The sequence below is a fragment of the Achromobacter sp. ACM03 genome (assembly GCF_014851665.1).
In the GTDB taxonomy this organism is placed as follows: domain Bacteria; phylum Pseudomonadota; class Gammaproteobacteria; order Burkholderiales; family Burkholderiaceae_B; genus Achromobacter; species Achromobacter aegrifaciens.
This window is the reverse complement of sequence record NZ_JACVAD010000001.1, coordinates 538,900-565,338: the sequence shown is the minus strand read 5'-3', so window position 1 is coordinate 565,338 and position 26,439 is coordinate 538,900. Positions and strand designations below refer to the sequence as shown.

Annotated in this window: 23 protein-coding genes; 4 read left to right on the top strand and 19 right to left on the bottom strand. The window is 66.9% G+C overall.

Features of this window, described 5'->3' with window-relative positions:
* Positions 1–91: 91 nt before the first annotated feature.
* On the top strand, positions 92–781 hold the full coding sequence (locus tag IB257_RS02525; protein ID WP_054454703.1) for a GntR family transcriptional regulator: 690 nt from the start codon (positions 92–94) through the stop codon (positions 779–781).
* Between the two features lie 119 nt (positions 782–900).
* Positions 901–1,365 carry a surface-adhesin E family protein gene (locus IB257_RS02520; RefSeq protein WP_054454705.1) on the top strand — a complete coding sequence of 155 codons (465 nt, stop codon included), beginning with the start codon at positions 901–903 and terminating at the stop codon, positions 1,363–1,365.
* Positions 1,366–1,394: 29 nt separating this feature from the next.
* Here the strand turns inward: IB257_RS02520 and IB257_RS02515 are convergent, their stop codons facing one another.
* From IB257_RS02515 to IB257_RS02500, 4 genes are all read right to left on the bottom strand, one after another.
* A complete protein-coding gene (locus tag IB257_RS02515; RefSeq protein WP_192491812.1) occupies positions 1,395–2,507 on the bottom strand; it encodes an acyl-CoA dehydrogenase family protein in 1,113 nt (370 codons plus the stop codon).
* Between the two features lie 123 nt (positions 2,508–2,630).
* Positions 2,631–3,458 (bottom strand): alpha/beta fold hydrolase, encoded by an 828-nt coding sequence (locus IB257_RS02510; RefSeq protein ID WP_225588721.1) that lies wholly within the window; start codon positions 3,456–3,458, stop codon positions 2,631–2,633.
* A gap of 3 nt (positions 3,459–3,461) precedes the next feature.
* Positions 3,462–4,757 carry an O-acetylhomoserine aminocarboxypropyltransferase/cysteine synthase family protein gene (locus IB257_RS02505; protein WP_192491811.1) on the bottom strand — a complete coding sequence of 432 codons (1,296 nt, stop codon included), beginning with the start codon at positions 4,755–4,757 and terminating at the stop codon, positions 3,462–3,464.
* Positions 4,758–4,794: 37 nt separating this feature from the next.
* On the bottom strand, positions 4,795–5,934 hold the full coding sequence (locus tag IB257_RS02500; protein WP_054454713.1) for an aminotransferase class V-fold PLP-dependent enzyme: 1,140 nt from the start codon (positions 5,932–5,934) through the stop codon (positions 4,795–4,797).
* A 168-nt stretch (positions 5,935–6,102) separates the two neighbouring features.
* On the opposite strand from IB257_RS02500, the gene IB257_RS02495 reads away from it, so the two are divergent.
* Both IB257_RS02495 and IB257_RS02490 read left to right on the top strand, forming a co-directional pair.
* A complete protein-coding gene (locus tag IB257_RS02495; protein WP_119451162.1) occupies positions 6,103–7,125 on the top strand; it encodes an amino acid ABC transporter substrate-binding protein in 1,023 nt (340 codons plus the stop codon).
* A 24-nt stretch (positions 7,126–7,149) separates the two neighbouring features.
* Positions 7,150–9,312: an ABC transporter permease subunit gene (locus tag IB257_RS02490; protein ID WP_192491810.1), complete on the top strand. Its 2,163-nt coding sequence runs from the start codon at positions 7,150–7,152 to the stop codon at positions 9,310–9,312.
* Between the two features lie 35 nt (positions 9,313–9,347).
* On the opposite strand, the gene IB257_RS02485 is transcribed toward IB257_RS02490, so the two are convergent.
* The 15 genes from IB257_RS02485 to IB257_RS02415 all read right to left on the bottom strand — a co-directional run bounded on the left by IB257_RS02485 (position 9,348) and on the right by IB257_RS02415 (position 26,435).
* Positions 9,348–10,064, bottom strand: a complete 717-nt coding sequence (locus tag IB257_RS02485; RefSeq protein WP_192491809.1) for an SDR family oxidoreductase — start codon at positions 10,062–10,064, stop codon at positions 9,348–9,350.
* A 122-nt stretch (positions 10,065–10,186) separates the two neighbouring features.
* Positions 10,187–10,609 carry an SCP2 domain-containing protein gene (locus IB257_RS02480; RefSeq protein WP_054454721.1) on the bottom strand — a complete coding sequence of 141 codons (423 nt, stop codon included), beginning with the start codon at positions 10,607–10,609 and terminating at the stop codon, positions 10,187–10,189.
* Positions 10,606–11,499, bottom strand: coding sequence for a U32 family peptidase (locus IB257_RS02475; RefSeq protein WP_175181062.1), 894 nt, complete (start codon positions 11,497–11,499; stop codon positions 10,606–10,608). The genes IB257_RS02480 and IB257_RS02475 overlap by 4 nt, the downstream gene beginning before the upstream one ends.
* Complete coding sequence (locus IB257_RS02470) at positions 11,496–12,512, bottom strand: peptidase U32 family protein (RefSeq protein WP_175160669.1); 1,017 nt, start codon at positions 12,510–12,512, stop codon at positions 11,496–11,498. Before IB257_RS02470 ends, IB257_RS02475 begins: the two co-directional genes overlap by 4 nt.
* Before the next feature lie 78 nt (positions 12,513–12,590).
* A complete protein-coding gene (locus IB257_RS02465; RefSeq protein ID WP_054454724.1) occupies positions 12,591–13,262 on the bottom strand; it encodes a response regulator transcription factor in 672 nt (223 codons plus the stop codon).
* 11 nt (positions 13,263–13,273) lie between these two features.
* Positions 13,274–15,211: a type IV pili methyl-accepting chemotaxis transducer N-terminal domain-containing protein gene (locus IB257_RS02460; RefSeq protein ID WP_192491808.1), complete on the bottom strand. Its 1,938-nt coding sequence runs from the start codon at positions 15,209–15,211 to the stop codon at positions 13,274–13,276.
* A 79-nt stretch (positions 15,212–15,290) separates the two neighbouring features.
* Positions 15,291–15,788 carry a molybdopterin-guanine dinucleotide biosynthesis protein B gene (gene mobB / locus IB257_RS02455; RefSeq protein WP_082401034.1) on the bottom strand — a complete coding sequence of 166 codons (498 nt, stop codon included), beginning with the start codon at positions 15,786–15,788 and terminating at the stop codon, positions 15,291–15,293.
* On the bottom strand, positions 15,785–16,444 hold the full coding sequence (locus tag IB257_RS02450; RefSeq protein WP_054454736.1) for a carbonic anhydrase: 660 nt from the start codon (positions 16,442–16,444) through the stop codon (positions 15,785–15,787). Before IB257_RS02450 ends, mobB begins: the two co-directional genes overlap by 4 nt.
* Before the next feature lies 1 nt (position 16,445).
* Positions 16,446–17,444 (bottom strand): GTP 3',8-cyclase MoaA, encoded by a 999-nt coding sequence (gene moaA, locus IB257_RS02445; protein WP_192491807.1) that lies wholly within the window; start codon positions 17,442–17,444, stop codon positions 16,446–16,448.
* Positions 17,441–18,202, bottom strand: coding sequence for a peptidylprolyl isomerase (locus IB257_RS02440; protein ID WP_054454740.1), 762 nt, complete (start codon positions 18,200–18,202; stop codon positions 17,441–17,443). The genes moaA and IB257_RS02440 overlap by 4 nt, the downstream gene beginning before the upstream one ends.
* Before the next feature lie 22 nt (positions 18,203–18,224).
* Positions 18,225–18,908: a respiratory nitrate reductase subunit gamma gene (gene narI, locus IB257_RS02435; protein ID WP_054454742.1), complete on the bottom strand. Its 684-nt coding sequence runs from the start codon at positions 18,906–18,908 to the stop codon at positions 18,225–18,227.
* 19 nt (positions 18,909–18,927) lie between these two features.
* The gene (gene narJ, locus IB257_RS02430; protein WP_054454743.1) at positions 18,928–19,575 is read right to left on the bottom strand and encodes a nitrate reductase molybdenum cofactor assembly chaperone; all 648 of its coding nucleotides are present in this window, start codon (positions 19,573–19,575) and stop codon (positions 18,928–18,930) included.
* A gap of 14 nt (positions 19,576–19,589) precedes the next feature.
* Positions 19,590–21,155, bottom strand: a complete 1,566-nt coding sequence (gene narH / locus IB257_RS02425) for a nitrate reductase subunit beta (RefSeq protein WP_192491806.1) — start codon at positions 21,153–21,155, stop codon at positions 19,590–19,592.
* On the bottom strand, positions 21,152–24,892 hold the full coding sequence (locus IB257_RS02420) for a nitrate reductase subunit alpha (RefSeq protein WP_175213289.1): 3,741 nt from the start codon (positions 24,890–24,892) through the stop codon (positions 21,152–21,154). Before IB257_RS02420 ends, narH begins: the two co-directional genes overlap by 4 nt.
* A 154-nt stretch (positions 24,893–25,046) precedes the next feature.
* Positions 25,047–26,435 carry a NarK family nitrate/nitrite MFS transporter gene (locus tag IB257_RS02415; protein ID WP_054454746.1) on the bottom strand — a complete coding sequence of 463 codons (1,389 nt, stop codon included), beginning with the start codon at positions 26,433–26,435 and terminating at the stop codon, positions 25,047–25,049.
* Positions 26,436–26,439: the final 4 nt, after the last annotated feature.

Sequence of the window (26,439 nt, the reverse complement as noted above, 5' to 3'; positions counted from 1 at the left end):
GGCCATTTAAACACTAATACATTAGTGCGTCAGCTAGGTAAAAACCCGCTAAACTCCGTTACTCTTCAGGCCCAACTCCGCACGCGACCCGATGCAAAGCACCAAGCTCAGACTGGACCGTTCGCGCCACGCCGCGCCCCAGGTCTTCGAACATCTACGCGAACAGATCGTGTCCCTGGAACTGGCTCCGGGCACGCCCCTGTCGCGCATCACGCTGGCGGAAACCTACGGCCTGAGCCAGACCCCGATCCGCGACGCGCTGATGCGGCTGGCCGAGGAAGCGCTGGTCGAGATCTATCCGCAGCACACCACGGTGGTCAGCCGCATCGATGTGGACGCCGCCCGCGAGGCGCATTTCCTGCGCCGCTCGCTGGAGCTCGAGATCGTGCAGATGCTGGCGCAGCGCCCGGATCCGCAGCTCTTCCAGCGCCTGCAGGCCAGCATCGACCTGCAGCGCGCCAGCCACGCCAGCAGCCAGTACCAGCGCTTCATCGACGCCGACCAGGCCTTCCACCGCGACATGCACGAAGCCGCCGGCGTGACCCGGCTGTGGGAACTGGCGCAACGCTACAGCGGCCACCTGGACCGCTTGCGCCGCCTGCACCTGCCCGAGGCCGGCAAGGCCGAGCGCATCCTGGACGACCACCAGCGCCTGCTGGACGCCATCGTCGCGCAGAACCCGCAGCGCGCCCAGCAGGTGCTGCGGGAACACCTTTCGGGCACCCTCAGCCAAGTAGCCGAGATCTGCAGGCGCTATCCGGAATATGTGTTGACGGCTTAGGCCCCGCCGCCCCTCGGACGTATTCGCTCCGCGCGCACGCGCCCTGCCCGGTATGATCAGGTACACGCCATGGCCACAAGCCTGGCGCCGGCGCGCCGCGCCACCACCGGAAAACACCAATGACCGCAAGGCACGCATTCCTGATCGCCCTGGCCGTGACCGCCTGGGTCCACCCCGCGCAGGCCGCGCCGCCCGGCGACATGCCGTCCGCCGCAGCAGCCTGGCTGCCGTTGGACCCCCAAGCCATGCCTGGCGTGTTCTACGACAGCGCGTCGATCAAGGTGGTATCGGAGCGCCCGGCCGTGATGGCCGTGAACGTAGCCTGGTTCTACGCCCAGCCCAAGATTTCCGCCGCCAACGGGCAACCCTACCGCTCCGTGATCCAGCCGGTCACCATGAACTGCACCGCCGGCACCTATACCGTCAGCCAGGTCGTGCACCATGCGGGCGAGAACGCCACCGGCCCCATCGTCGAGTCCCTGCCTCCGCCCGGCATCCGCAACGCGCCAATCGCGCAAGACCCCGTGCAGCGCAAGCTGCGCGAGATTGTCTGCCCGGTCAATGGCAAAGGCATACGGCGATAAGACCCGGCCGTCGCGGCCTCGCCGCGCCGCTATCCACCCGCTTCGGCCGCCAGCCGCGCCTGGCGCTTGGCCAGCTCCGTCTTCAATTGCACCAGGCTGGGCGTGACGATGGGCAGGAATGCCGCTTCCCGCCAGCGCCGCGCAAAGCCTGCGCCAGCCGGCCGCAGATAGGCCGCGCCGCCGCTGGCCTGCAGTTCCAGCTGCACCGCCTGCTGGGCCGCTTCGGCCAAGGCGATGCGGAGCTCGAACAGCCGCCAGGGCTGCGAGACGAAGCTCCCGCTGCGCACCCCATCGATCAAACCCGCCGTCAGCGCGTGCAACTGCGTCTCCAGCGCTTGCAGCGGCTGGCCCAGGATGCCGCGCGAGGCCAGGCCCTGCCCTGCCTGTTGCGCGGCGCGCAAAGCGCCCCGCGCCAGGCCGATGGACAGGCCGCATTGCATGCCCGCAAAGGCCGGCCTGGCCTGGGGCAGATACTCGCGCGCATCAGGATGGATGATCCATTCGGGACCCATGCGCACGCCGCGCAGGTCCAGCGCCGCGGTGTGGGTCGATTGCAGCGCCAACAAAGGCAGATCCGGGCTGCGGGCAAGTCCCGCGATGCCATGCGGCAGCGCGACCACCGCCGGCGTTCCATCGGGCGCGGCAACAGCGGCGGCCACCAGGAAGCCCTGGGGCCGCAGATTGGTGACCCAGGGCATCCGGCCGTCCAGCACCCACGCGCCGTCCGCCTCGCGCGCGGCGATCTGCAGCGACTCGATGCCGCTCAGGAACTTCATGGCGTTCGACAGCGCGGTCGCACCGGCCTGCTCACCCTTCAGCAGCGGCGCCAGCCAGGCTTCCGCAAGAGCCTTGTTGGGGCTGCGCAGCAGATACTCGATGAAGACTCGCTGGCTCCAGGCCACGAAGGCCGCGGCAACGGAAAGCTCCGCCAATTGCGCGATCATTTCGATCGCGTCGCCGATATCCGTGTCTGGCAAGCCGCCCTGCACCACGGGCACGCCATGGCGCAACACGTCGGCGGCAGCCAGTTGCGGCAACACTACCGCCGCATCCATGCTGCCGTCGTCCAGCGCATCGGCATGCTGTCGTAGCCAGGCTTTCAGATCCGCGGGCAGCGCGGCGTGGACGGTCGGACGGGCCATGGAGGTCTCCTGCGGGTCGGCATCGGACGCGCGGGCACTGGCGGCCCGGCGCAATCCCGCATGATGCCCGCAAACTGCGATGCCCGGGCGACCGTATCAGCCGCCCATCCTGGCCGTGCCGGCTCAGGCCAGGCCCAGCAGCAGATCCGCCAGCAAGGCCGGATGCGTGATGTGGGCTTCGTGCGGCGCGGCGATGTCGACCCAGTTCCAGCCCGCTTGGGACTGCACCAGCTTGCGCGATTCATCCAGCACGGCCAGCTCGGGCTGGGTGCAATGGATGTAGGTGCGGGCCACGCCATTGCCGATGGGGTGCTTCAGGTTCAGCGGCGTGGTGTAGCTGGCCAGCGGATGGGCGGTCAGGCGGCGCTTGACCCAATCATGGTCCGCGCTGCCCGGCGTGAATCCCCAGGCCGCCGGCAGCGGATCGGGAATCGGCACGGCCAGTCCATCGGTGGCCTTCGAGGCTGCGGCGATGCGCGCGTCGGCATCCGCCTTCGGATACACCGAGAATGCATTCTGGCCGCTTTGCAGCACGATGGCGTCGAAGTACACCAGATGCGCCAGCCGCTGCGGAATCCGGTCGGCCACGCCCGTGATCGGGATGCCGCCGAAGCTATGGCCCACCAGGATCACGTCCTTCAGTTCCTGGGTATCGATGACCTGGACCAGGTCCTCGACAAAGGTGTCGATGGTGATGTTCTTGCTCAGCAGATGGGCGCGGTCGCCCATGCCGGTGTAGCTGGGCGCGTACACGCGATGGCCGGCCGCCAGCAGGCGGTCCGCCACCGGACGCCAGCACCAGCCGCCATGCCAGGAGCCGTGGGCCAGGACGTAGTTGCGGGCCTTTGCGGTCGGGGCAGCCGGGGCTGCCGCCCCGGCCGCTCCCGCGGCTGCCAGCGCGGGCAAGCCCGCGGCCAGCTTCAACAAGGTTCTGCGGGGAAGCATCGTCATGGCTTACACCTGCGCCAGCGCCTGATCCAGATCCGCCAGCAGGTCGTCGATATGCTCGATGCCGATCGACAGGCGCACGGTTTCCTCGCGCACGCCGGCTTTCTGCAGCTCTTCGGGATTGAGCTGGCGGTGCGTGGTGGATGCGGGGTGCGTGGCCAGCGACTTGGAGTCGCCGATATTGACCAGGCGGGTGAACAGCTGCAGTGCGTCCTGGAAGCGCGCGCCGGCCTCGCGGCCGCCCCTCACGCCGAAGGTGAAGAGCCCGGGCGCCTTGCCGCCCAGGTACTTCTGCGCCAGCGCGTGGTCGGGATGGTCCGGCAGGCCGGCGTAGTTGACCCACTCGACCTTCGGATGTTCGCGCAGGTACTTGGCGATCTTGACGGTGTTCTCGACGATGCGGTCCACGCGCAGCGCCAGGGTCTCGATGCCTTGCAGGATCTGGAACGAGTTGAAGGGCGAGATCGCCGCGCCGGTATTGCGCAGCGGCACCACGCGGGCGCGGCCGATGTAGGCGGCCGGACCGAAGGCTTCGGTGTAGACCACGCCGTGGTAGCTGACGTCCGGCGTATTCAGGCGCTTGAAGCGCTCTTTGTGCTCGGCCCACGGGAACTTGCCCGAGTCGATGATGGCGCCGCCCAGGCTGGTGCCGTGGCCGCCCAGGTACTTGGTCAGCGACTGCACCACGATGTCGGCGCCGTGCTCGATGGGACGCAGCAGGTACGGCGACGGCACGGTGTTGTCGACGATCAGCGGCAGGCCGTGGCGGTGCGCCAGGTCGGCCAAGGCGGCGATGTCGGTGATGTTGCCCAGCGGATTGCCCACGGATTCCGCGAAGATGGCCTTGGTGCGGTCGTCGATCTGGGCCTCGAAGGCGGCCAGGTCGGAAGGATTGGCGAAACGCGTGGTGATGCCGTATTGCGGCAGCGTGTGCGCGAACAGGTTGTAGGTGCCGCCGTACAGTGTGCTGGACGAGACGATGTTGTCGCCGGCTTCGGCGATGGTCAGGATGGCGTAGGTCACCGCGGCCTGGCCCGAGGCCAGCGCCAGCGCGGCGATGCCGCCCTCCAGGGCCGCCACGCGCTGCTCCAGCACGTCGGTGGTCGGGTTCATGATGCGGGTGTAGATATTGCCCGGCACCTTGAGGTCGAACAGGTCGGCGCCGTGCTGCGTGTCGTCGAACGCGTAGGCCACGGTCTGGTAGATGGGCACGGCCACGGCGCGCGTGGTCGGATCGGGGCGGTAGCCGCCATGCACGGCCACGGTTTCAAGCCGCCACTGGGGCTTCTTCGCTTCGGTCATCAGTATCTCCTGAAGTGTTGCTTATCAATGATTCTTCTCAGACGGGAAGCGTCCGCGCTGCGCGCAGTATGCGTTCCACGTCCGCATGATTGTTATAGGCGCCGACGGACAAGCGCACGTAACCATACTCCACTATGCTGGCCACGATCCCGGATTGTGTCAGATGCGCCAGCGCGGCCGCGGGATCCGGCACGCGCAGCGCCGTCGTCGTGCTGCGGAATTCCGGACCGGCCGGTGACACGACCTGCAGGCCCACTCCGCGCAAGCCCGTGCTCAGCGCTTCGGAAAGCTCCAGCACCCAGGGCTCGATACGTTCGGGCCGCGCGCCTTCGATCAGGTCCAGCGCGCCGGCCCAGCCCGCGATGCCCGGATAGTTCAGGTTGCCCGATTCGAGCCTGCGGGCGTCAGTAGCATCGGCGATGCCCACCTGCCATTGCAGTCCGGATTTATCCAGCGTGTTGACGCCGGAAGGTCCGATATACAGCGGATCCAGGGCTTCGAGCAGCCGGGGCGATACATGCAGCAGGCCCACGCCCAGCGGTCCAAGCATGCCCTTATGCGCGCCGCAAGCAAAGGCATCCACGCCCCATTCATCCACGTTGACGCGCAACAGCCCCGCGCCCTGAATCCCGTCGACGACCAGAAAGATGCCGCGTTCGGCGCAGCGCCGGCCCAGTTCGGCGATATCGGTGCGCAGGCCGGTGCCGTACTGCACCCAGGACACTGCAATCAGCCGCGTGCGCGCATCCACATGCTGCCAAAGGTCATCCACCGTGTAGCGATGCGAATTCGCCTGCGCCACGCGCACCTGGACGCCACGGCGCCGCAGGTTCAACCAGGGCAAGGCATTGGTGGGATGCTCCTGGTCGTCCACCACCAGGTTGTCGCCTTCCTGCCAGGCCAGCCCCTGCGCAACGATGTTCAACCCTTCGGTGGTGTTCTTGGTGAAAGCCAGGCGCTTGGCGTCGCCGCCGATCAGGCGGGCCAGCCGCAAGCGCAACGCATCTGCGTCCCGCAGCCACTGGGGCTTGTCGCTGCGTGCGTAGGTTATGCCTTGGAAAAATGCGCCGACCGCCTCGGCCACCTTGGGCGCCAGCGGGCTGGTGTAGGCAATGTTGGCGTAAGCCTGGTCTTGCGTGATCGGAAACAACTGCCTGAATTCGTCCTGCCAGCTCATGCGCCACCGCTCCGTCATTTCAACTTGGTATGCAGCGATTCTAGGTATATGACGCGGATTTGAGTAAGGCTTAGTTTTTATATCCATATGACCATATAGTCGCTCGCCGAACGTCATAGCACCCATAGAATTCCTGCCTTTCCGGACTGCATCAAACAAAGGAATGGCATGCGTTTGACTCAACAACTGAAGATCGCGGGCGTGGCGGCGATGCTGGCGCTGGCCGGCGCGGCTCATGCGGGCACGGTCGAGACCATCAAGAAACGCGGCGAACTGGTCTGCGGCGTGAGCCAGGGATCTGCCGGCTTGTCCATCGCCGACAAGCAAGGCCGTTGGACCGGCCTGGATGCGGACCTCTGCCGCGCGCTGGCCGCCGCCGTGCTCGGCGATCCGGAGAAGACGCGCTTCGTGCCGTTGAGTTCGCAGCAACGTTTTCCTGCGCTCCAGTCGGGCGAGATCGATGTGCTGAACCGCAACACCACGATTACCTCCAGCCGCGACGCCGGCTTGGGCATCGCGTCCGCCGGCATCGTGTTCTATGACGGCCAGGGCTTTCTGGTGCCGCGCAAGCTGGGTGTCAAAAGCGCGACGGAGCTCGAAGGCGCGCAGGTCTGCGTGCAGCCCGGTACGGTCAACGAGCAGAACCTGGTCGACTACTTCAAGAAGCACAAGCTGAGCTATCGTCCGGTCGTCATCGAGAATCTGGTCGAGCTCGAACAAGCCTTTTACGCAGGACGCTGCGACGTCTACCTGTCGGATGCGTCCACCCTGGCCGCCAGCCGCGCGGCGCGAGCCGGCCAGCCGGACGACTTCGTCATCCTGCCTGAACGCATCAACAAATCGCCGCTAGGCCCCTTCGTGCGGCAAGACGACGCCAACTGGGCCGCCATCGTCCGGTGGACCATCAACGCGCTGGTGGCGGCCGAGGAACTCGGCATCACCGCGCAGAACGCCGACAACCAGGCGCAAAGCAGCGATGCCCAGGTACGCCGCCTGCTGGGCGTGGACCCCGGCATAGGCAAGAGCTTCGGGCTGGACGAAGGCTGGGCCCGCAACGCCATCAAGGCCGTGGGCAACTATGGCGAAGTCTGGAACCGCAATCTGGGCGCCGCGACGCCGCTGAAGCTGGAGCGCGGCCTGAACGCGCAATGGAACCAGGGCGGGCTGCTGTACTCGCCGCCGTTCCAGTGATCCTGGCCCGACTCTTTCTCGACCATGGCAGCGACCGCTCTCCGTTTTCCCTCCACCGGCCCGTGGCGACGCTGGCTGCCAGCGTTGGCGTGGACGCTCGCGCTGGGCGGCATGGCCGCGGTCCTGCTCTGGCACATCGAATCGGTGCAGACTGCACGCGGCATCCAAGGCGGCTTCGGATTCCTGTTCCAGCCCGCAGGCTTCCGCATTTCCGAAAGCCTGCTCGATATCACGCCGGAGGATCCCTACTGGATGTCGATAGCGGCCGGCCTGGTCAACACCTTGACCGTCGCCGCCGTGGCAATCCCGCTGGCGACGGCGCTGGGCCTGGGACTGGGCTTGTTGCGCATGTCGCGCAACCCGTTGGCCGCGCGTTGCGCCGCCGCCATCATCGCGCCCTTGCGCAATACGCCGGTCCTGCTGCAACTCTTCGTCTGGTACGGGCTGCTGCTGCGCCTGCCCGATCTGCGCCAGGCGTGGTCGCCGTTGCCGCACATGCTGCTGTCCAATCGCGGATTGGCTCTGCCAGCCGTGCACGGTTGGCTGCCCTACGCGGCCGTAACGGTGACCGCGCTGGCGCTGGGCGGCCTGGTCCGACGCCGCTGGGGCAATCCTGCGCTGTATGCCGCGCTGGCCGGCGCGCTGCTCGCGTGGGTCCTGTTGCCGCCCATGCGCATCGATATGCCGGTCAGGCGCGGCCTGGGACTGCAGGGCGGCTGGCAGCCCAGCATAGAATTCGCGGCGCTGACGATAGGCTTGGTGGTGTTCCATGCGGCCTACATCGCCGACATCGCACGCGCGGCCGTGCGCGCCGTGCCGGTTGGACTTGTGGAGGCCGGGCAGGCGCTAGGCTTGAAGCCCCGCAGCGTGCTGCGGCTGGTGATAGCACCCTATGCCGCCCGCGTGGCGCTGCCGCCGTATGCCAACCAGTGCCTGGCGCTGGTGAAGAACAGCACCCTGGCCATTGCCATCGGCTATCAGGAATTGATGGCGGTGATCAACACCGCCATCACGCAGACCGGCCTGGCGCTTGAGGGCATCGCGCTGGCCGTCACGGTCTATCTGGGCCTGGCGCTGGCGCTGGGCGGCGGATTGTCGGCATGGAACGCGCGCAATACCCGCCACGGCCCCGGCGACACGCATGGCGCGCGCCTGGGCGAGCGGCCTTCGTGGAACGCTGCGGGCGAACGCCGCAGTTGGCGTGGCGGGCTGTTATCGACCGCGTTGGCCGCTGTCCTGGGCTTGATCCTATGGCGGCTGCTGGAATGGGCCTTGCTCGACGCGGTGTGGCGCGGCGATCCCGCAGCATGCGCGAACGCGGCGGGCGCATGCTGGGCCGCCGTGAGCGAGAACCTGCCAGTGCTGTTCTTCGGCACCATGGCCCAGGCCGACCGGGCGCCCGCGCTGGCCGCCTGCGCAGCCCTGCTCGCCGGAGTTGCGCTGGCGTTGACTGCTCCGCGTGTCCGTCCCGCGACGCGTGCGGCCCTGCTCGCCGTCCTGCTGGGCGCGGCCATCAGCGCGCTGTCCGGCTGGCCCTGGGGCGGCGCCGCCATCGGTCCGCAACGCTGGGGCGGGTTGCTCGTCACATTGATTCTGGCCATCTCCGCCCTGCTGGCGGCCGTGCCGCTGGCTTTCGCGCTTGCGTTATTGCGCCGTAGCCACAACCGCGCCGCCTCGCTGGCTGCCGCCGGCCTGATCGAGGCCGTCCGCGGCGTGCCGCTGGTGACACAGCTGTTGTTCGCGTCCTTCGTGCTGCCCATGCTGCTGGGCGGCGGCGTGTCCAAGTTCGCCATGGCGCTGGCCGCCCTGACGCTGCACACCGCCTGCCTGCTGGCCGAGGTGCTGCGCGGCGCGCTGCAAGCCATACCGCCCGGCCAGATGATGGCGGCGCGCGCCCTGGGCATGCCTGCGGCCATGGCCTACGGTTCGGTGATCTGGCCGCAGGCCCGCCGCATTGCCGCGCCTGCAGCCCTGGGCGTATTCGTGGGCGCGGTCAAGGACACTTCGCTGGTCAGCATCATCGGCGTGTTCGACGTGCTGGGCGCAGCAAAGGCGGTGGTGGCCGGCACCGATTGGCGGCCCTACCACGTCGAAGTCTACCTGGCCGTGGCCGCCTTGTACTTCGCCGCCAGCCTGGCCCTATCGCGCGTGGCCCGCGCCATGGAAGGCAAGCCCGGCCGCAGTTGAGGCCGGCATGACGCCGTTGGCGCGGTGGACCCGCTTCAGAAGCGCTCGTCCATCAGCGCCGGCATGACGATTTCCCGCACGAACGACGCATCGGACAGATTCAGCAGCGCGCGTGTCATCGTCACCACGTCGTGCACGGGTATCAGGCCGCCCTCTCCCCGCAGGCTGGCCGCGTCGCGCGGCACGCCCAAGCCGTCTTCCGTGTTCAAGTAGCCCAATTGTAGGCAGGTCACCGCCAGCCTTCGCGCTCTGAAGCTTTCGCGCAGGGCGTCCGCGATACCCCGCAGCGCGTGCTTGGACGCGCCGAACGTCACCTCGGGACGGCCGCTGCCGGCCAACGCGGAGGTCGAACCAGTGAGAATGACTTGCGGTTTGCGCGCACCGAGGACGCGCGGGATCAAGCGCTGGAGCAACAGGATGGTCGCGGTGACGTTGATGTCCACCATGCGCGCGATCTCCGCGGGCGAGTCCGTCAGGAAGTCGTAGTGTTCGCTGAATGCGTGCTCTTCCCACACGCCCAGGTTGTAGAGGATGGCATCGAGACCGTCCGGGGCCTGCGCCGCGATCTGCTCGACGGCGGCCACTGGCTGCGACAGATCGGCCTCGATCCAGCGCAGTTCGCAGCCGGGCGCAACGGCGATATCCAGCGGCGCGCGGCGCGCCACGCCCACGATCAGCGTGGCATCCTGGCCCAGTCCTTCCACGAACGCCCTGCCCAGCCCCTTGCTGGCGCCCACCACCATGATCCGCATTGCTGTCTCCATCCGATCACGCCCGGGAAAGCGCCAAGCTCCCCCGCGGCAACGACGCCCGGTATAGCACGATCCCTTGCGGATTCAAGCAATGCCCGCAAGCGACGGCGGGCATTGCGCCGTCAACGCGCCGCGCCCTGCAGCCACGCCGGCCGTGGCGCCGCGTCCAGCCAGTTCTTGACGATCAGCCCCAGCTCCGTATCGCCGGAGATCCGCAGCCGGCGTTGGAAGAACAAGGTATCGGCGTCCGTTTCCGAACGCATCAGGGCCAGCAGATCGGCCAGCTTCGCGCCCAGTTCCAGTTCGGCGGCAGCGCCGTTCCATACCGGGCGAAAAGCGCCTTGTCGCACGGCGAAACTGCTGCGCAGGCCCAGGTCCTCGACCGTGATGCCGAAGCTGCGGCCCTCCAGTTCGGCCGGCGGTGTGAGCCATTTCAGCCGCCGCGCCAGTTCCAGTCCGGCGGTGAAGTGCAGCGAGACAAACGGCGCAGGCAGACGCCGCCCCAGCCTGGCGAGCACGCCCGGTACTTGAATCGCCGCGCTCATGCCACGGCCTCCAGCAGGTCGATGCCCGGCTTGCCATGGAAGTAGCCGTTGCAGCGGGCCATGCCGGCAGGCGGCCGCGCCTCCATCGGCGCCAAGCCGCGCCGCATCGCATCCAGCGCGGCGATCGCTTCCAGCGTGCCGGCCGATTGAGGACTCACCCGCAGCACCTCCACGCCCAGGGCGGCCAGCGCCGGCGCCTGCGACAGCAGGTCCAGGCAGGCTCCGGACTGCACCTGGATGCCGTTGATCGCCAGGAAATCGCTCGACTCCCGTGTACGCATGTCCAGACCGTCCGGATGTTCGATGCAGCGAAAGCCGCAGTCGTCCTTCTTCAAACGGAAATGACGCGCCGTGAAACAGCGTGCGGAGAACGCCAGCGCCATGCGGCCCCAGACCATGACTTCCGTCTCCAGACCGGCGGGCTTTTCCGCCATCAGAAGAGCCAGCGTCTTGCTGTCCATTTCCAGCGGTGCGACAAAACGCGCGGCGCCGCGTGCGGCCAGCCATTCCAGGGTGCCGCCGTGATAGGCGTTGACATGAGGCCCCGCCACGAAGGCGCGGCCGTTCAGGTGACGCACCGCGCCCAGCTCGCCGGCTTCGACCATGAAGTCGTCCTGCCCGCAGAGCTTCTTCAGCGCGCTGGCCTCGGCCCCGGTCTCGATCAGCGTGCGGCCCGACAGCACCACCGCCTTGCCCGCGGCGCGCAGGTCGCGCGCCAGCTCCATCCAGTCCTCTGCGCGCAGCTCGTGCCTGCGGCTACAGACGGTTTCGCCCACGTAAATGATGTCGGCGGGGCTGTCGGCCAGCGACGCGTAGAAATCCAGCGTGTGCTGGCGCGGCCAGTAATACTGCAACGGTGCGACCGATATCCGGTACGCGCTAGGTTTCATTTCCATGGACGTTCGAATGCGCCTTGCGTGACTTGGGAACCTTCGGAATGGCGCGCCAGCATGGCGTTCCATTCGGGACGGGGCGAAAAGCGGGAAGCGTCCGCATGCGCGCTGTCCAGCGCGGCGCGCAAGGTCGACACCACCTGGGTGACATAGGCCGGGCTGCGCTGCCGCCCTTCTATCTTGATGGCGGACACGCCCATTTCCGCCAGGCGCGGCAACAGGCCGATGGCGTTCAGGCTGGTGGGTTCCTCCAGCGCGTGGTCGGCCTGGCCGTCGACGTCGAAGCGGCCCTTGCACAAGGTGGGATAGGCAGCGGGTTCGCCCGGCTCGTAACGGTCGATCAGGATGCCGTTCAGGCGCGCGTCCATGCGGCCGTTCTCTTCCGACCAGCGCACCGCATGCGCGGGCGAACAGACGCCCTTGTTATTGGGAGAATCGCCGGTGGCGTAGGACGACAACAGACAGCGGCCTTCGGCCATGACGCACAGGCTGCCAAAGCCGAACACCTCGACCTCGACGCTGACGTTGGTGCAGATGCGCGCGATCTCCGCCAGCGTCAGCACGCGCGGCAGCACCACGCGGCGGATGCCGAACTGTTCCTTCATCAGTTCGATGGCGTCCGTATGGGTGGCGGAACCCTGCACCGACAGGTGCAGGCGCAAGTCCGGATAGCGGTCACTGGCATAGGCCAGCAGCCCCGCATCGGCCATGATGACCGCATCGGCGCCCAGCCCGTAGGCGGCGTCGACGGCGGCGCGCCATTCGGGCGCCCGTCCGGCCTGCACAAAGGTATTGATGGCGAACAGCACCTGTCGTCCGCGGCTGTGGGCCAGTTCCACGCCCGCACGGATATCGCTTTCGGTGAAATTGAGCCCGGCGAAGTTGCGGGCATTGGTGGCGTTCTTGAGCCCGAGGTAGACGGTGTCGGCGCCGGCATCGATGGCGGCCTTCAGCGCGGCCAGACTGCCGGCGGGGGCCACGAGCTCCAGGGGAGAGGTTCGAGTTTCCATGCCGGCCAGTCTATGGGGCCGTCACGCCCCTGGCCTTGTCGCAGATCAAACGGCCTATGCCGAACGCCGCATGCCGCCCTATTCTTCCGTGTACAGGCCGTGCTCGACCGCGTACACCGCGACCTGCACCCGGCTGGTGAGATTGAGTTTCTTCAACACGTTCTGCACGTGGATCTTGACCGTGCTTTCGCTGACGTCCAGTTCGCGCGCAATGACCTTGTTGCTGGCGCCGCGCGCCAGCCATTGCACGATCTGGGTCTCGCGCGCGGTGAGGCGATGGCGCTCGGCGCTGCCCCCCGGCTGCGGCGCTTGCGCGGCCAGGCTGGCCTGTCCGCGGAACTGTTCGACCAGCTTGGCGGTCATGCTCTCGGCGATGACCGGCTCGCCGCCCGCCGCGCGGCGGATCGCGGCGGTCAGCGCTTCGGCATCGATGTTCTTGACCAGATAGCCGCGCGCGCCGTCGCGCAACGCCTGCCCCAGTTCGTCTGCCTCTTCCGACACCGTCAGGATGATGACCGCACAAGACGGCAACTCCTGCGTCAGCAGCTGCAGCGTTTCCAGCCCGGACAAGCCGGGCAGGTTGAGGTCCAGCAGCACCACGTCGGGCTTGAGTTCCTTGGCGCGTTTCAGGCCTTCGACGCCGTCGCCGGCCTCGGCCACGACCTCGAAGTCGGGTTGGCGTTGCAGCAGCAGGCGCACGCCCGAGCGGAACAGGGTGTGGTCGTCGACGAGGAGGATACGGATGGGCATGGTGGGAAAATTCAAGCGGCCTGGCGTTCGCTGCCGGGCAAGGTCAGCGCGACGCGCGTGCCGGCGCCGGGCTGCGATTCAAGTTTTATCACGGCGCGCATGCGCGCGGCGCGTTCGCGCATGATGTGCAGGCCCACATGCGATTCGCCGCGCTCGGCCACCTCCGCGGGGTCATAGCCCTGGCCATCGTCGGCGATGACCAGGCTGAAGTCGCGGTCATTGGAGACGTCGATGCGCACGTAGCTGGCTTCCGAGTGCTTGCGCACGTTGGACAGCGCTTCCTGCAGGATGAAGAGCACCTGCAACTGCTCGTCAGGCGGCAGCGGCGCGCCCTCGCCCCGGCCGAAGCGCAGTTCGGTCTCGATGCCGGTCTGGCGGCGGAAGCGCGCCACCGTGTCTTCGATGCCGGCCTGCAGGTCGCCCTGTGACAGCTTGGTGCGGAAGTTGGTCAGCAGTTCGCGCACGTCCTGGTAGCTTTCGTCGACGCCAGTACGCAAGAGCGGCAGGATCTCGTCGATCTCCGCCTGGTCGCCGCGCTTGACGGCAGCGTCCAGCATCTGCAATTGCAGGTTCAGGAAGTTCAGGCCCTGCGCCAGGCTGTCGTGCAGCCCCTGCGCCACCAGCCCGCGTTCGCGCACCACCGCCAGTTGGCGCGCCTGCGCGCTCAGGCGGCGGTTGTCCAGGGCCACGCCCAGATGCTGGCCCAGCGTTTCCAGCAGCTGCGATTCTGCGGGCGACAGGCGGCGTTGCTGGCGGAAATGCAAGGAATACGAGCCCAGCACCTCGTCGCGCGTGACGATGCGGAACACGGCCACGCTGGCAAAGCCGTCGCGCTGGCAGTTCAGTTCCATGGCTGGCGGCGACTCGCGGAAATCCTGGATGACGATGACCCCGGCCTGGCGCGTGGCGACGCCGCAATAGCAGTCGTTCACGCGCATGCAATGCTCGGACTCGACCAGTTCGTCGGACAAGCCCACCGACACCATCAGGTTGAGTTTTTCGTTGTTGGGATCCAGCGCCCGGATGCTGCCGCCCTCGGCGTCGAACTGCAGCATCACGCGCCGCAGGAAGCCGTCGCACAGCGCTTCGATCTCGTTGGGCTGGTTCAGGAAGGCAGCCATGTCGTAAAGCGCGCCGATGTCGCGGTTCTGCGCGGCCAGTTGCGCGGTCTTTTCTTCGACGCGCCGCTCCAGGCCGGTGTACAGGTCCTGCAATTCATCGGCCATGCGGTTGTAGCCGCGCGCCAGCACGCCGAACTCATCCTGGCTTTCCACCGGCAGCCGGGTGCTGAATTCCCTGGCCGCCATGCGCTGCAGGCCGTCGCGCAGGCGCAGCACCGGCGAGATGATCCAGAGATACAACAGATAGATCATCGCCAGCGTGCCGGCGCTGGCAATGGCCGCCAGCACGCCCTGCGACAGGCGCAGCGAGGTGGTCTTGCCGGCGTTGTCCTGTTCGATCATGCGCACCAGCGTGTCGGCCCGGGCCACGAATTCCGGCAGGGTCTCCAGATAGGTGGCGGCATCCGGCTGCGCCAGGGCGCGCGTGGCGGCCGGCTTCATGACGTCGTACCAGTAGGCGGCCACGTCATGCCATTGCTTGCGGATGGCTTCGTCGTTGGGAATGAACAGCGGGCGCGCAGGATTGCCGCGCGCCAGGCGGGCGATGGTGTCATCCATGAGCTGCACCTGCTCGTTGGTGCGGAACTCGCGCCCGGCCTGCGGCCGCATCAGCTCCACCGCCACCCGGTTGGCCCGCATGCGCAGGCTGCCCGTATCGTTGATGGCCGCGCCCGCGCCTTCCAGCTGCCAGGACAGCCACAGCGTCCAGCTGACCATGGACAGCACCACCACGAGCGCCACCAGGGAGCTGATGACGATGCGCGTGGACAGGCGATGCCAGGGCGAAGGCAGGCCGTCGGCTGGGGCGGCGGTATCGGTGGGCTTCATGGCTTTCAACGCGGTCTTGCTGTAGGAATGCTGCGGCTTCCAGTGTAGCCGCTGCGCCTCCCGTTCCCGAGCCAGGCCCTCAAGCCAGCCCCAGGGTACGGCAAATGAAATCCGCGACTTGCGCCGGCTCGTTGAGCGGCAGGCAGGGCAAACCGGTATCCAGCGGCGCGTCGGTGGCCACCGCCACGAAACTGCTGTCTTCCGCATGCAGCGGCGGCTTGCCCACGGCGGGCCGGTACACCTCGATGCGCGGGATCGCGGCCTGCTTGAAGCCTTCGACCAGCACCAGGTCGGCCGGCGACAGGCGCGCCAGTTGCTCGTCCAGCGTGGGTTCGGGCGCGTCGCGCAGCTCGTGGACGATGGCGTAGCGGAACGGAGAGGCTACCATCACCTCCAGGGCCCCCGCCTGGCGGAAGCGCGCGCTGTCCTTGCCAGGCGGCTCCATCTGGAAATCGTGGTGGCTGTGCTTGATGACGCTGACCCGCAGGCCGCGCGCGGCCAGCAGCGGCAGCATCGCCTCGATCAGGGTGGTCTTGCCGCTGCCGGAACGGCCGGCGATGCCGAAAACTGGGGTCATGCAAGCTCCGTGAACAATGGGCATACGATGGGCAGGAATGCGTCCGCCCGCGCCGAGTATGCCAGCAAAGCGCCTGCCACCAGGTCGAAATACCAGCCGTGCAGCGTCAGGCTGCCCGCCTCCACCGCACGCCGCACAAAGGGCAGGTCCTCCAGGTTGCGCAGCGAAATCAGGATGGAGGCCTGTTCGCAGGCGCGCCGGCGCTCGGCCGCGGTTGCCTGCGGCATCTGTTGCAGCACCTGCCTGCGGGCCGGTTCGGCGATGTCCATCCAGCGTTCCAGGTAGTCGGTCTCGCCGTCGCCCCGGGTGCGTCGGTCCATCAGCGCCCGTATGCCGCCGCAGTGGGCGTGGCCCAGCACGATGATGCGGCTGACCTGCAACTGCTCCACCGCGAACTGTATCGCGGCCAGCACGCCTTGCAGGCCGCGGTCGGTGCTGGCCGGGGGCACCAGATTGGCGACGTTGCGCACGGTGAAGATGTCGCCGGGGTCGCAGCCCAGCAGCATGGCCGGATCCACCCGCGAATCGCAGCAGCCAACCAGCAAGGTGCTGGGGTGCTGGCCTTCGCGCAGATTGCGGTAAAGCGATGGCGCGTCCTCGTAGTACTGCTGCTGAAAGCGCTGGAAGCCGTCGACCAACCGTTCGATGTCGCGCATGTCAGCCTCCTGTCTGCGCCATGAAGCGCACGATGCGTTCCGGACGGGCCACGAAATCATGGCGCTCCGGCTTGGCGGCGATACCGGCCCGGATCGCCGCTACCAGTTCGGCGTCGCTGGCGCCCGCGCGCAGCAGGCGACCCAGCGGCACCTGGTCTTCCTGGCCCAGGCAGAGGTACAGGGTGCCGTCCACGCCCAGCCGGACGCGGTTGCAGCTTGCGCAGAAGTGGCGCGACATGGGGGTGATCACACCCAGCACCGGCGTGCCATGGCCCGTGGTCCAGTAGCGCGCCGGTCCCGCGCCCGCCCCGTTCAGCGCGGGAACCAGGCCGGTTTCGGCGGCCAGCCGCGCGCCCATGGCGTTCAGGTCGGTGTGGGCGTAGCCCTGGCCGCAGCTGCCCATGGGCATGGGCTCGATCAGGCGCAGCACGAAGCCCTGTGCCATCGCGTAGTCCAGCAGCCTGCGCACTTCGGCCTCCGGCGTGGCCGCGTGCACCACGCTGTTGAGCTTGATCGGCGCAAAGTCCGCTTCCTTGGCTGTAGCGAGCCCCGCCAGCACCGATTCCAGGCAATCCCGGCCGGTGATCTGGCTGAAGGCGACGGCATCCAGCGTGTCCAGGCTGATGTTCAGCCGGTCCACGCCGGCGGCGCGCAGTTCCTGGGCATGGCGGACCAATTGGGTGCCGTTGGTGGACACGGACAAGTCCTGCAATCCCGGCATGGCGGCGATGACGCCGGCCAGTCCGGCCACGCCCCGGCGCAGCAGGGGCTCGCCGCCGGTCAGCCGGACCTTCTGCACGCCCAGCCCGACAAACAGCCCCACCAGCCGCGCCATTTCCTCGTGGCGCAGCCAGTTTGCGGGAGTTTCAAAACCTTTGAAATCCTTGGGCAGGCAGTAGCTGCAACGCAGGTCGCAGCGGTCCGTGACAGAGACGCGCAGATAGTCGATGCGGCGTCCGTAGCCATCCGTTAGAGGTCCCGCAGCCGGCTCGTCCATCATGCGGCGCTCCCGCCGTAGACGCGCTCGGGCTCCTCGCCCTGCAAATCTATGCCCTGGATATCGGCGCGCTCCACCAGCAGCTTGGCATACTGGCGCCAGGCAGTATCGCGGCTCATGGACGACAGCGCGGCAGCGATCTGCTTGTCCACATGCTCGTAGGGTTGCATGCGGCCCTCGATACGGCGCGTCACCCGCACGATATGCAGGCCGTGGCGGGTTTCCAGCAGCTGCGGCAGCAGGCCGCCGGCGGGCAGCGCGAATACCGCCCGCTCGAACTCCGGCACCGTGTCGCCCCGGCCCAGTTGTCCCAGGCTGCCGCCCAGCGCGGCGGACGGACAGTTCGATTGCTCGCGCGCTACCTCCGCAAAGCGCGAGGGATCTTCCAGCAGCTCGGCCAACACCACGTTGGCGTGGGCCCGCAGCATGTCCAGATTCACGCCCGGCGTGACCTGGAACAGGATGTGATCCGCCTCGATCAGCTCGCCCACCATGAAGCGCTGCGGATGCATCTGATAGAAGCGGCGGCAGGCGGCCTCGTCGGCTACGGGCGCGGGCGCCTCGCGGGCCAGCAAGGCGCCGATGGCGCCCTCCTCGTCCGCGGCGTCCAGGCCCAGGCGGCCAGCCTCGTCCAGCAGCACGCGGCGCAACACCAGGGCAGTGATCGCCTCGCGCATGGGGTTGCCGGCCTCTGCATGCAGCGGCAGTTCGCGTTCCAGATCCGCGTCGTTCAGTTCGACGCCATTGACGATGACAGGCATGTTCGGCTCCTGGGACAGGGAATCAGCGCGGGCGGACCAGCTGCCAGGCGCGGCCCAGGTAGCCCACCGACGCGAAGCCGCTCCAGACGTGGACCAGGCGCGTGAACGGAAAGATCACGAACAGCGTGAGGCCCATGAAGAGGTGCGCCTTGAACAGCAGCGGCACGTCGGCAACATGGCTGGCCGCGTCGCCCTGGAAGGTGACGATGTGCTGCGCCCAGGTCATCAGGCGCACCATCATTTCGCCGTCCATGTGGCCTGCAGACAGCGCGATGGTGGACAGGCCCAGCAACAGCGTGACCAGGATCCACAGCAGCAACAGCTTGTCGCCGGGCCGCGTGGTGGCGCGGATGCGCGGGTCGCTCAGGCGGCGATGGATCAGGATCAGAAGGCCGATCAGGCACAGGCCGCCCATGACGCCGCCGGCCACCATGGCCACGGTCTGCTTGAGCGTGTGCGATACGCCCAGCGTGTCCCACACCACCACCGGCGTCAGCAAGCCAGCCAAGTGGCCGAAGAACAGACCCAGGATACCGATGTGGAACAGGATATTGCCCAACCGCAATTGCCCACGATGCAGCAACTGCGAACTGTCCGTCTTCCAGGTGTATTGCTCGCGCTCGAAGCGCACGAGGCTGCCCAAGAGGAAGATCGTCAGCGCGATGTAGGGATAGATGCCGAAGAAGAACTGATTCAGGGAGTTCATGATGCGTCGTCCTGAAGATTTAATGAGCCGCGGGCGCGCGGGGATAGAAGCGCACGGTCTGCGCGCCATCGCCCGAGAACGGCCGCAGTAGCGGTTCCACGCCGTCCGCGCCTATGCCGAACGTTTCCATCGCCTCGTCCATGTCGCGCACGGGCGCCTCGGTCTGCTCGCGCGGAATCACGCGGGATTGCGCGCGCAACACCGCGAAAATGCAGGCGTAGGGGCTTTCGCCCTTGGCCAGGCGCGCACCGATGGCGGCCAGCACGTGGATGGCGTCGTCCAGCAGATCCTGCGCCTGGGCCGGGTCGATGACGCCCAGGAACTCCAGGAACAGCGGCACATGGTCCGGCAATTCGGACACCACCGGCTCGAAACCGTGCTCGCGGTAGGTATCCAGCAGGTCCACCATGGCCTGGCCGCGGTCGCGGCTTTCGCCGTGCACATGCTCGAACAGATGCAGCGAATGCGAGCGGTTGCGGTCGAACGTGGCGACGTAGTTCTCCTGCAGCGCGATCAGGTCGTTGGTGGCCAGGTAGCCGACCAGCGGCTGCAGGGTTTCCTCCGCGTCGGGATAGTCGGCCAAGGCGGTCTCGACTTCGCCCAGCGCGTCCAGCAGCTCGGGTTCCGGGTAGCACAGCAAGGCGGAAAGCAGACGGTACAGACTCATGTTTTTCTCCTTTCCTAGACCGAGGCGGCCTTCTTGCGGGATTTCGGCATCTCGATGAAGATCTCGCTGCCCTGGGGCTTGCGTCCGAACAAGGTGCCTTCCGACACCCCGCCCGAGCAGCCGTTGCCAAAGGTGAAGCCGCAGCTGCCCTTCTCGTTGAAGCTGTCCTCGACCACTTCCTTGTGGCTGCTGGGCACCACGAAGCGGTCTTCGTAGTCGGCGATGGCCATGATCTTGTACATGTCCTGCACGGTGGCCTCCGTCAACCCGACCTGGTCCAGCAAGGCCGTGTCGCGTTCGCCGTGCACGGTCTCGGAGCGCTTGTAGGCGCGCATGGCCAGCATGCGTTCCAGCGCCTGCACCACCGGCGCTTCCTTGCCCGCGGTCAGCAGGTTGGCCAGGTAGCGCACCGGGATGCGCAGGCTGGAGACGTCGGGGATCATGCCGCTCTTGCCCACCATGCGGCGCGGCATCTGGCCGGACTCGGCAGCCGTCTGGATGGGCGACAGCGGCGGGATGTACCAGACCATGGGCAAGGTGCGGTATTCCGGATGCAGCGGGAAGGCGACGCGCCACTCCACCGCCATCTTGTAGACCGGCGACTTGCGGGCGGCTTCGAGCCACGATTCCGGGATGCCCTGTTCGCGCGCGGCGGCAATCACCTCGGGCGAATGCGGGTCCAGGAACAGGTCCAGTTGCGACTGGTAAAGGTCTTGCTCGCTGGCGGTGGACGCGGCGTGCTCGATCTGGTCGGCGTCGTACAGCATCACGCCCAGGTAGCGGATGCGGCCCACGCAGGTTTCCGAGCACACCGTGGGCTGGCCGGCCTCGATGCGCGGATAGCAGAAGGTGCACTTCTCGGCCTTGCCGCTGCTCCAGTTGTAATAGATTTTCTTGTACGGGCAGCCGGAGATGCACATGCGCCAGCCGCGGCACTTGTCCTGGTCGACCAGCACGATGCCGTCGTCTTCACGCTTGTAGATGGAACCGGACGGGCAGCTGGCAACACAGGCCGGGTTCAGGCAGTGTTCGCACAGGCGCGGCAGGTACATCATGAAGGTGTTCTCGAAGGTCGAGTACATCTCCTTCTGCACACCCTCGAACAAGGCGTCGCGGCTGCGCGCGCTGAATTCGCCGCCCAGGTCGTCTTCCCAGTTCGGGCCCCAATGGATCTTGTCCATCTTCTTGCCGGTCAGCACCGACACAGGACGCGCGGTGGGCGGCGTCTGCGACAGCGGCGCCTTCTGCAGGTGCTCGTAGTCGAAGGTGAACGGCTCGTAGTAGTCGTCGATCTGCGGCAGGTTCGGGTTGGCGAAGAGATTGGCCAGGATGCGCAGCTTGCCGCCCTGGCGCGGTTCCAGCTTGCCGGCGGCGGTGCGCTTCCAGCCGCCCTTCCACTTTTCCTGGTTCTCCCATTCCTTGGGATAGCCGATGCCGGGCTTGGTTTCCACGTTGTTGAACCAGGCGTACTCGACGCCGTCGCGGCTGGTCCAGACGTTCTTGCAGGTGACCGAGCAAGTGTGGCAGCCGATGCACTTGTCCAGGTTCAGCACCATGCCGATTTGGGCGCGTATCCTCATGATTGCTTCTCTTCTTGTTGCGTTTCAACCAGCGGACCTTCCAGCCAGTCCACCTTCTTCATCTTGCGCAGCACCACGAATTCGTCGCGGTTGGCGCCCACCGTGCCGTAGTAGTTGAAGCCGTAGGCCTGCTGGGCATAGCCGCCGATCATGTGCGTGGGCTTGAGCACCGTGCGCGTGACCGAGTTATGGATGCCGCCGCGCTTGCCGCTGGTTTCGGCGCCCGGCACGTTCACGATCTTTTCCTGCGCGTGGTACATCAGGCACATGCCGACCGGCACGCGCTGGCTCACCACCACCCGCGCCGTCAGGGTGCCGTTCACGTTGAAGACTTCGACCCAGTCGTTGTCGACCAGTCCGGCCTGCTTGGCCTCGGCTTCCGAAATCCACACGTGAGGACCGCCGCGGCTCAGCGTCAGCATGCGCAGGTTGTCCGAGTACGTGCTGTGGATGCCCCACTTCTGGTGCGGCGTCAGCCAGTTCAGGACCAGTTCCTTCTCGCCATTCGGGTAGCGGCCCAGCATGGGCGCGACCGTCTTGGTGTCGATGGCCGGCTTGTACACGCAGGAGCCTTCGCCAAAGTCCAGCATCCAGCGATGGTCCTGGTAGAACTGCTGGCGGCCGGTCAGCGTGCGCCACGGGATCAGCTCGTGCACGTTGGTATAGCCGGCGTTGTAGCTGACCTCTTCGCTTTCCAGGCCCGACCAGGTGGGTGCGGAGATGATCTTGCGCGGTTGCGCCTGGATGTCGCGGAAGCGGATCTTGTCGTGCTCGCGGCCGATGGCCAGGTGTGCGTGGTCACGCCCGGTGATCTTGCCCAGGGCTTCCCAGGCCTTGACCGACACGTGGCCGTTGGTCTCGGGCGCGAAGGTCAGGATCATCTCGGCCGCATCGATGGCGGTGTCGAGCTTGGGCCGGCCCTGGCTCACGCCCGGCTCGGTCACGGCCTCGTTGATGCCGGCCAGCTCATGCACTTCGTGCTCGGTGTTCCAGTTGATGCCCTTGCCGCCGTTGCCCAGCTTGTCCAGCAACGGCCCCACCGACGTGAACTTGCGGTAGATGTCGTTGTAGTCGCGCTCGACCACGGTCATGTTGGGCGCGGTCTTGCCGGGAACCAGGTCGCATTCGCCCAGCTTCCAGTCCTTGGGTTCGAAGGCCTGGCCCAGTTCTCCCGGGGTGTCGTGCATCAGAGGAGTCAGCACTACGTCGCGGCGCTTGCCCAGGTAGGGGCCGCCGATTTCGCTGAACTTCTTGGCCAGCAGCTTGTAGATCTCCCAGTCGGTCTTGCTTTCCCACAAGGGCTGCACGGCTTCGCTCAGCGGATGGATGAACGGGTGCATGTCCGAGGTATTGAGGTCGTCCTTTTCGTACCAGGTGGCCGTGGGCAGCACGATGTCGCCGTACAGGCAGGTGGTGCTCATGCGGAAGTCCAGCACCGTCAGCAGGTCCAGCTTGCCTTCGGCCGCGTCTTCCTGGTAGGTCACCTCGGTGGGCTTGATCGCCTCGGCTTCGTCGCCGAACACCGCGTTCTGCGTGCCCAGCAGGTACTTCAGGAAATACTCATGGCCCTTGCCGCTGGAGCCCAGGATGTTGGAGCGCCACACGAACATGTTGCGCGGGAAGTTGGCCGGATCGTCCGGGTTCTCGCACGACATGCGCAATTCGCCCGACTTGAGCTGCTCTGCGACGAATGCCACCGGATCCTTGCCCTGGCTTTCGGCCTGCGCCACCACGTCCAGCGGATTGGTGCGCAATTGCGGCGCCGACGGCAGCCAGCCCATGCGCTCGGCGCGGGCGTTCAGGTCGATCATGCTGAGGTCGCCGTAGCGGCCCCGGTCTGCCGTCGGACCCAGGATCTCCTGGACGTTCAGCTTTTCATGGCGCCACTGGCTGGTATGCGCATAGAAGAACGAGGTGCCGTTCATCTGGCGCGGCGGACGGACCCAGTCCGCGGCGAAGGCCAGCGGGGCCCAGCCGAACTGCGGACGCAGCTTTTCCTGGCCCACGTAGTGCGCCCAGCCGCCGCCGCTCTTGCCCACGCAGCCGCACATCATCAGCATGTTGATGATGCCGCGGTAGATCATGTCCATGTGGTACCAGTGGTTCAGGCCGGCGCCGACGATCACCATGGACTTGCCTTCGGTGTCGTGGGCATTCTGCGCGAATTCGCGCGCCACCTGGATGACCTGCGCGCGCGGCACGCCGGTATGCTTTTCCTGCCAGGCGGGCGTGTAAGGCACGTCATCGTCATAGGAACTGGCGACGTTGCCGCCGCCCAGGCCGCGGTCCAGGCCGTAGTTGGCCATCTGCAGGTCGTACACCGTGGCCACCAGGGCTTCGCTGCCGTCGGCCAGGCGGATGCGGCGCGCCGGCACATTGCGCACCTGCAGCTCGCCATGCTCGCTGCCGAAATACGGGAAGCCCACGCCGACCACGGCGTCGGATTGGTCCAGCAGGCTCAGCGTGGGTTCGATCTCGCGGCCGCTGCCGCCGTCCTTGGACTCCAGGTTCCAGCGGCCGACCTTTTCGCCGCCGTTGACCGCGCCCTCGCCCCAGCGAAAGCCGATGCTGCCGTTGGGCGCGACCAGGTCGCCGCTCTTGGCGTCCAGCACCAGCGTCTTCCAGTCCGGGTTGTTCTGTTCGCCCAGCGCGCCGTCCAGGTGCGAGGCGCGCAGGAAGTGGTCCGGCGCGTAGAAGCCGTCGCGCTCCTTCAGCTGCACCAGCATGGGCATGTCGGTGTAGCGGCGCACGTAGTCGCGGAAGTAGTCCGACGCGCCGGAGAGGTGGAATTCCTTCAGGATCACATGGCCCATGGCCATCGCCAGCGCGGCGTCGGTGCCCTGCTTGGGCGCCAGCCAGATATCGCCGAATTTGACCATTTCACCGAAGTCGCTGGACACGGCCACCGTCTTGGTGCCCTTGTAGCGGACTTCGGTGTAGAAGTGCGCGTCCGGCGTGCGGGTCTGGGGCACGTTGGAACCCCACACCATCAGGTAGGTCGAGTTGTACCAATCGGCCGATTCCGGCACGTCGGTCTGTTCGCCCCAGATCTGCGGGCTGGCGGGCGGCAGGTCGCAGTACCAGTCGTAAAAGCTCAGGCAGGCGCCGCCCAGCAGGCTGAGGTAGCGCGCGCCGGCGGCGTAGCTGACCATGGACATGGCCGGGATCGGCGAAAAGCCGATCACGCGGTCAGGGCCGAACTTCTTGATCGTCAGCGCGTTGGCGGCGGCCACGATTTCCATCGCCGTATCCCAGTCGGCGCGCACAAAGCCGCCCAGTCCGCGCACGGCCTTGTAGCGCTTGGCGCGCTTGGGATCCTGGCTGATCCACTCCCAGGCCGCGATCGGGTCCATGGTCTTGCGGGCCTCGCGCCACATTTCCATGAGGCGACCGCGGATCATCGGGTACTTCACGCGCTGCGCCGAATACACGTACCAGCTGTACGAAGCGCCTCGCGGACAGCCGCGGGGCTCATGGTTGGGCAGGTCCGGCCGCGTGCGCGGGTAGTCGGTCTGCTGGGTTTCCCAGGTGATCAGGCCGTTCTTGACGTAGACCTTCCAGGAGCAGGAGCCGGTGCAGTTCACGCCGTGCGTCGAACGCACCACCTTGTCATGCTGCCAGCGGGCGCGGTAGGCGTTTTCCCACTTGCGGTCCTCGTTGACCGTTTCGCCGTGACCGTCCGCGAAGGTGGACTTCACCCGCGACATGAACTTCAAGCGGTCCAGAAAATGGCTCATTCTCTATTCTCCAAGAGCGCCGGTCCGGCCGGCGCGTACTGCGATCAATGCTGTTGAATCCATTGTGGGCGCGGCCCGCCTGCCGGACCATTCGCCGGTGGCACAGGCCGGGCGCGGCAGAATGACTAGTCACTCCGGCCGCGTCCGTTTCGCTCTAGCAAGGCACCGGCGCATTGCGGCGGGCGTAGTACCACCAGGTGATGACCATGCAGGTGGCGTAGAAGCCGATGAAGCAATACAGGGCCGCCTGCACGCTGCCGGTCATCTCGAGCGAGGTGCCGAAGCTGCGCGGGATGAAGAAGCCGCCGTATGCGCCGATCGCGCCCGAGAAGCCCAGCACCGCGGCCGACTCCTTGGCGGCGTCCGCCTGGGCCTGCTTCTGCGCCGCGGCGCCCTTGCCTTCGGCCGCCTGCGTGCGTTCACGCAGGAAGATCACGGGAATCATGCGGAAGGTCGAACCGTTGCCCACGCCGGTCAGCGCGAACAGCACGATGAACATGGCCAGGAAGCCGTTGAAGTTGCCGGGCTGTCCGGCGACCGGCAGGAACATCACCACGCCCAGCACCGCGACGATCATCGCCGCGAAGGTGAACAGCGTGACCCGCGCGCCGCCCAGCTTGTCCGACACCCAGCCGCCGAACGGCCGCGTCAGCGAACCCACCAGCGGGCCGAGGAAGGCATAGGCCATGGGGTCGACCTGCGGGAACAGCGTCTTGGTCAGCATGGCGAAGCCGGCCGAAAAGCCGATGAAGGAACCGAAGGTGCCCACGTACAGCCAGCACATCAGCCAGTTGTGCTTGCGCTTGAAGATGACGGCCTGGTCCGCGAACGAGGCGCGGGCATCCGCGATGTCGTTCATGCCGAACCACGCGGCGATCGAGGCCAGCGCAATGGGGATCACCCAGATGAAGCCGGCGTTCTGCAGCCACAGGTTCTGCTGCGCGCCATTGGCGTTGATGACCTGGGGCTCGCCGCCCGCCACGCCGAATACGCCGATGGAGATCACCACCGGCACCACGAACTGCACCAGGGACACGCCCAGGTTGCCGATACCGGCATTCAGCCCGGTGGCCAGGCCCTTCTTCTCCTTCGGAAAGAAGAAGCTGATGTTGGCCATGCTGGAACTGAAGTTGCCGCCGCCCAGGCCGCACAGCAGCGCCAGGATCAGCAGCGTCGGGAACGAAGTCGTCGGGTCGCGCAGGGCGAAGCCCATGCCCAGCGCCGGAATCAGCAGCGAAGCCGTGGAAATGGCCGTCCACTTGCGCCCGCCGAAGACGGGCACCAGGAAGGAATAGAAGATGCGCAGGGTCGCGCCCGACAGCGCGGGCAGCGCCGTCAGCCAGAACATCTGGTTCTTGGACAGCATGAAGCCGGCGCGGTCCAGATTGACCACCACCACGCTCCACAGCATCCAGATGCTGAACGCCAGCATCAGCGCCGGAATGGAGATCCAGAGATTGCGGTTGGCGACGCGGGCGCCGGTCTGCTTCCAGAAACCGGGATTATCCGGCTCCCAGCGCGCAAGGACTTGAGTGGAAGACATAGGG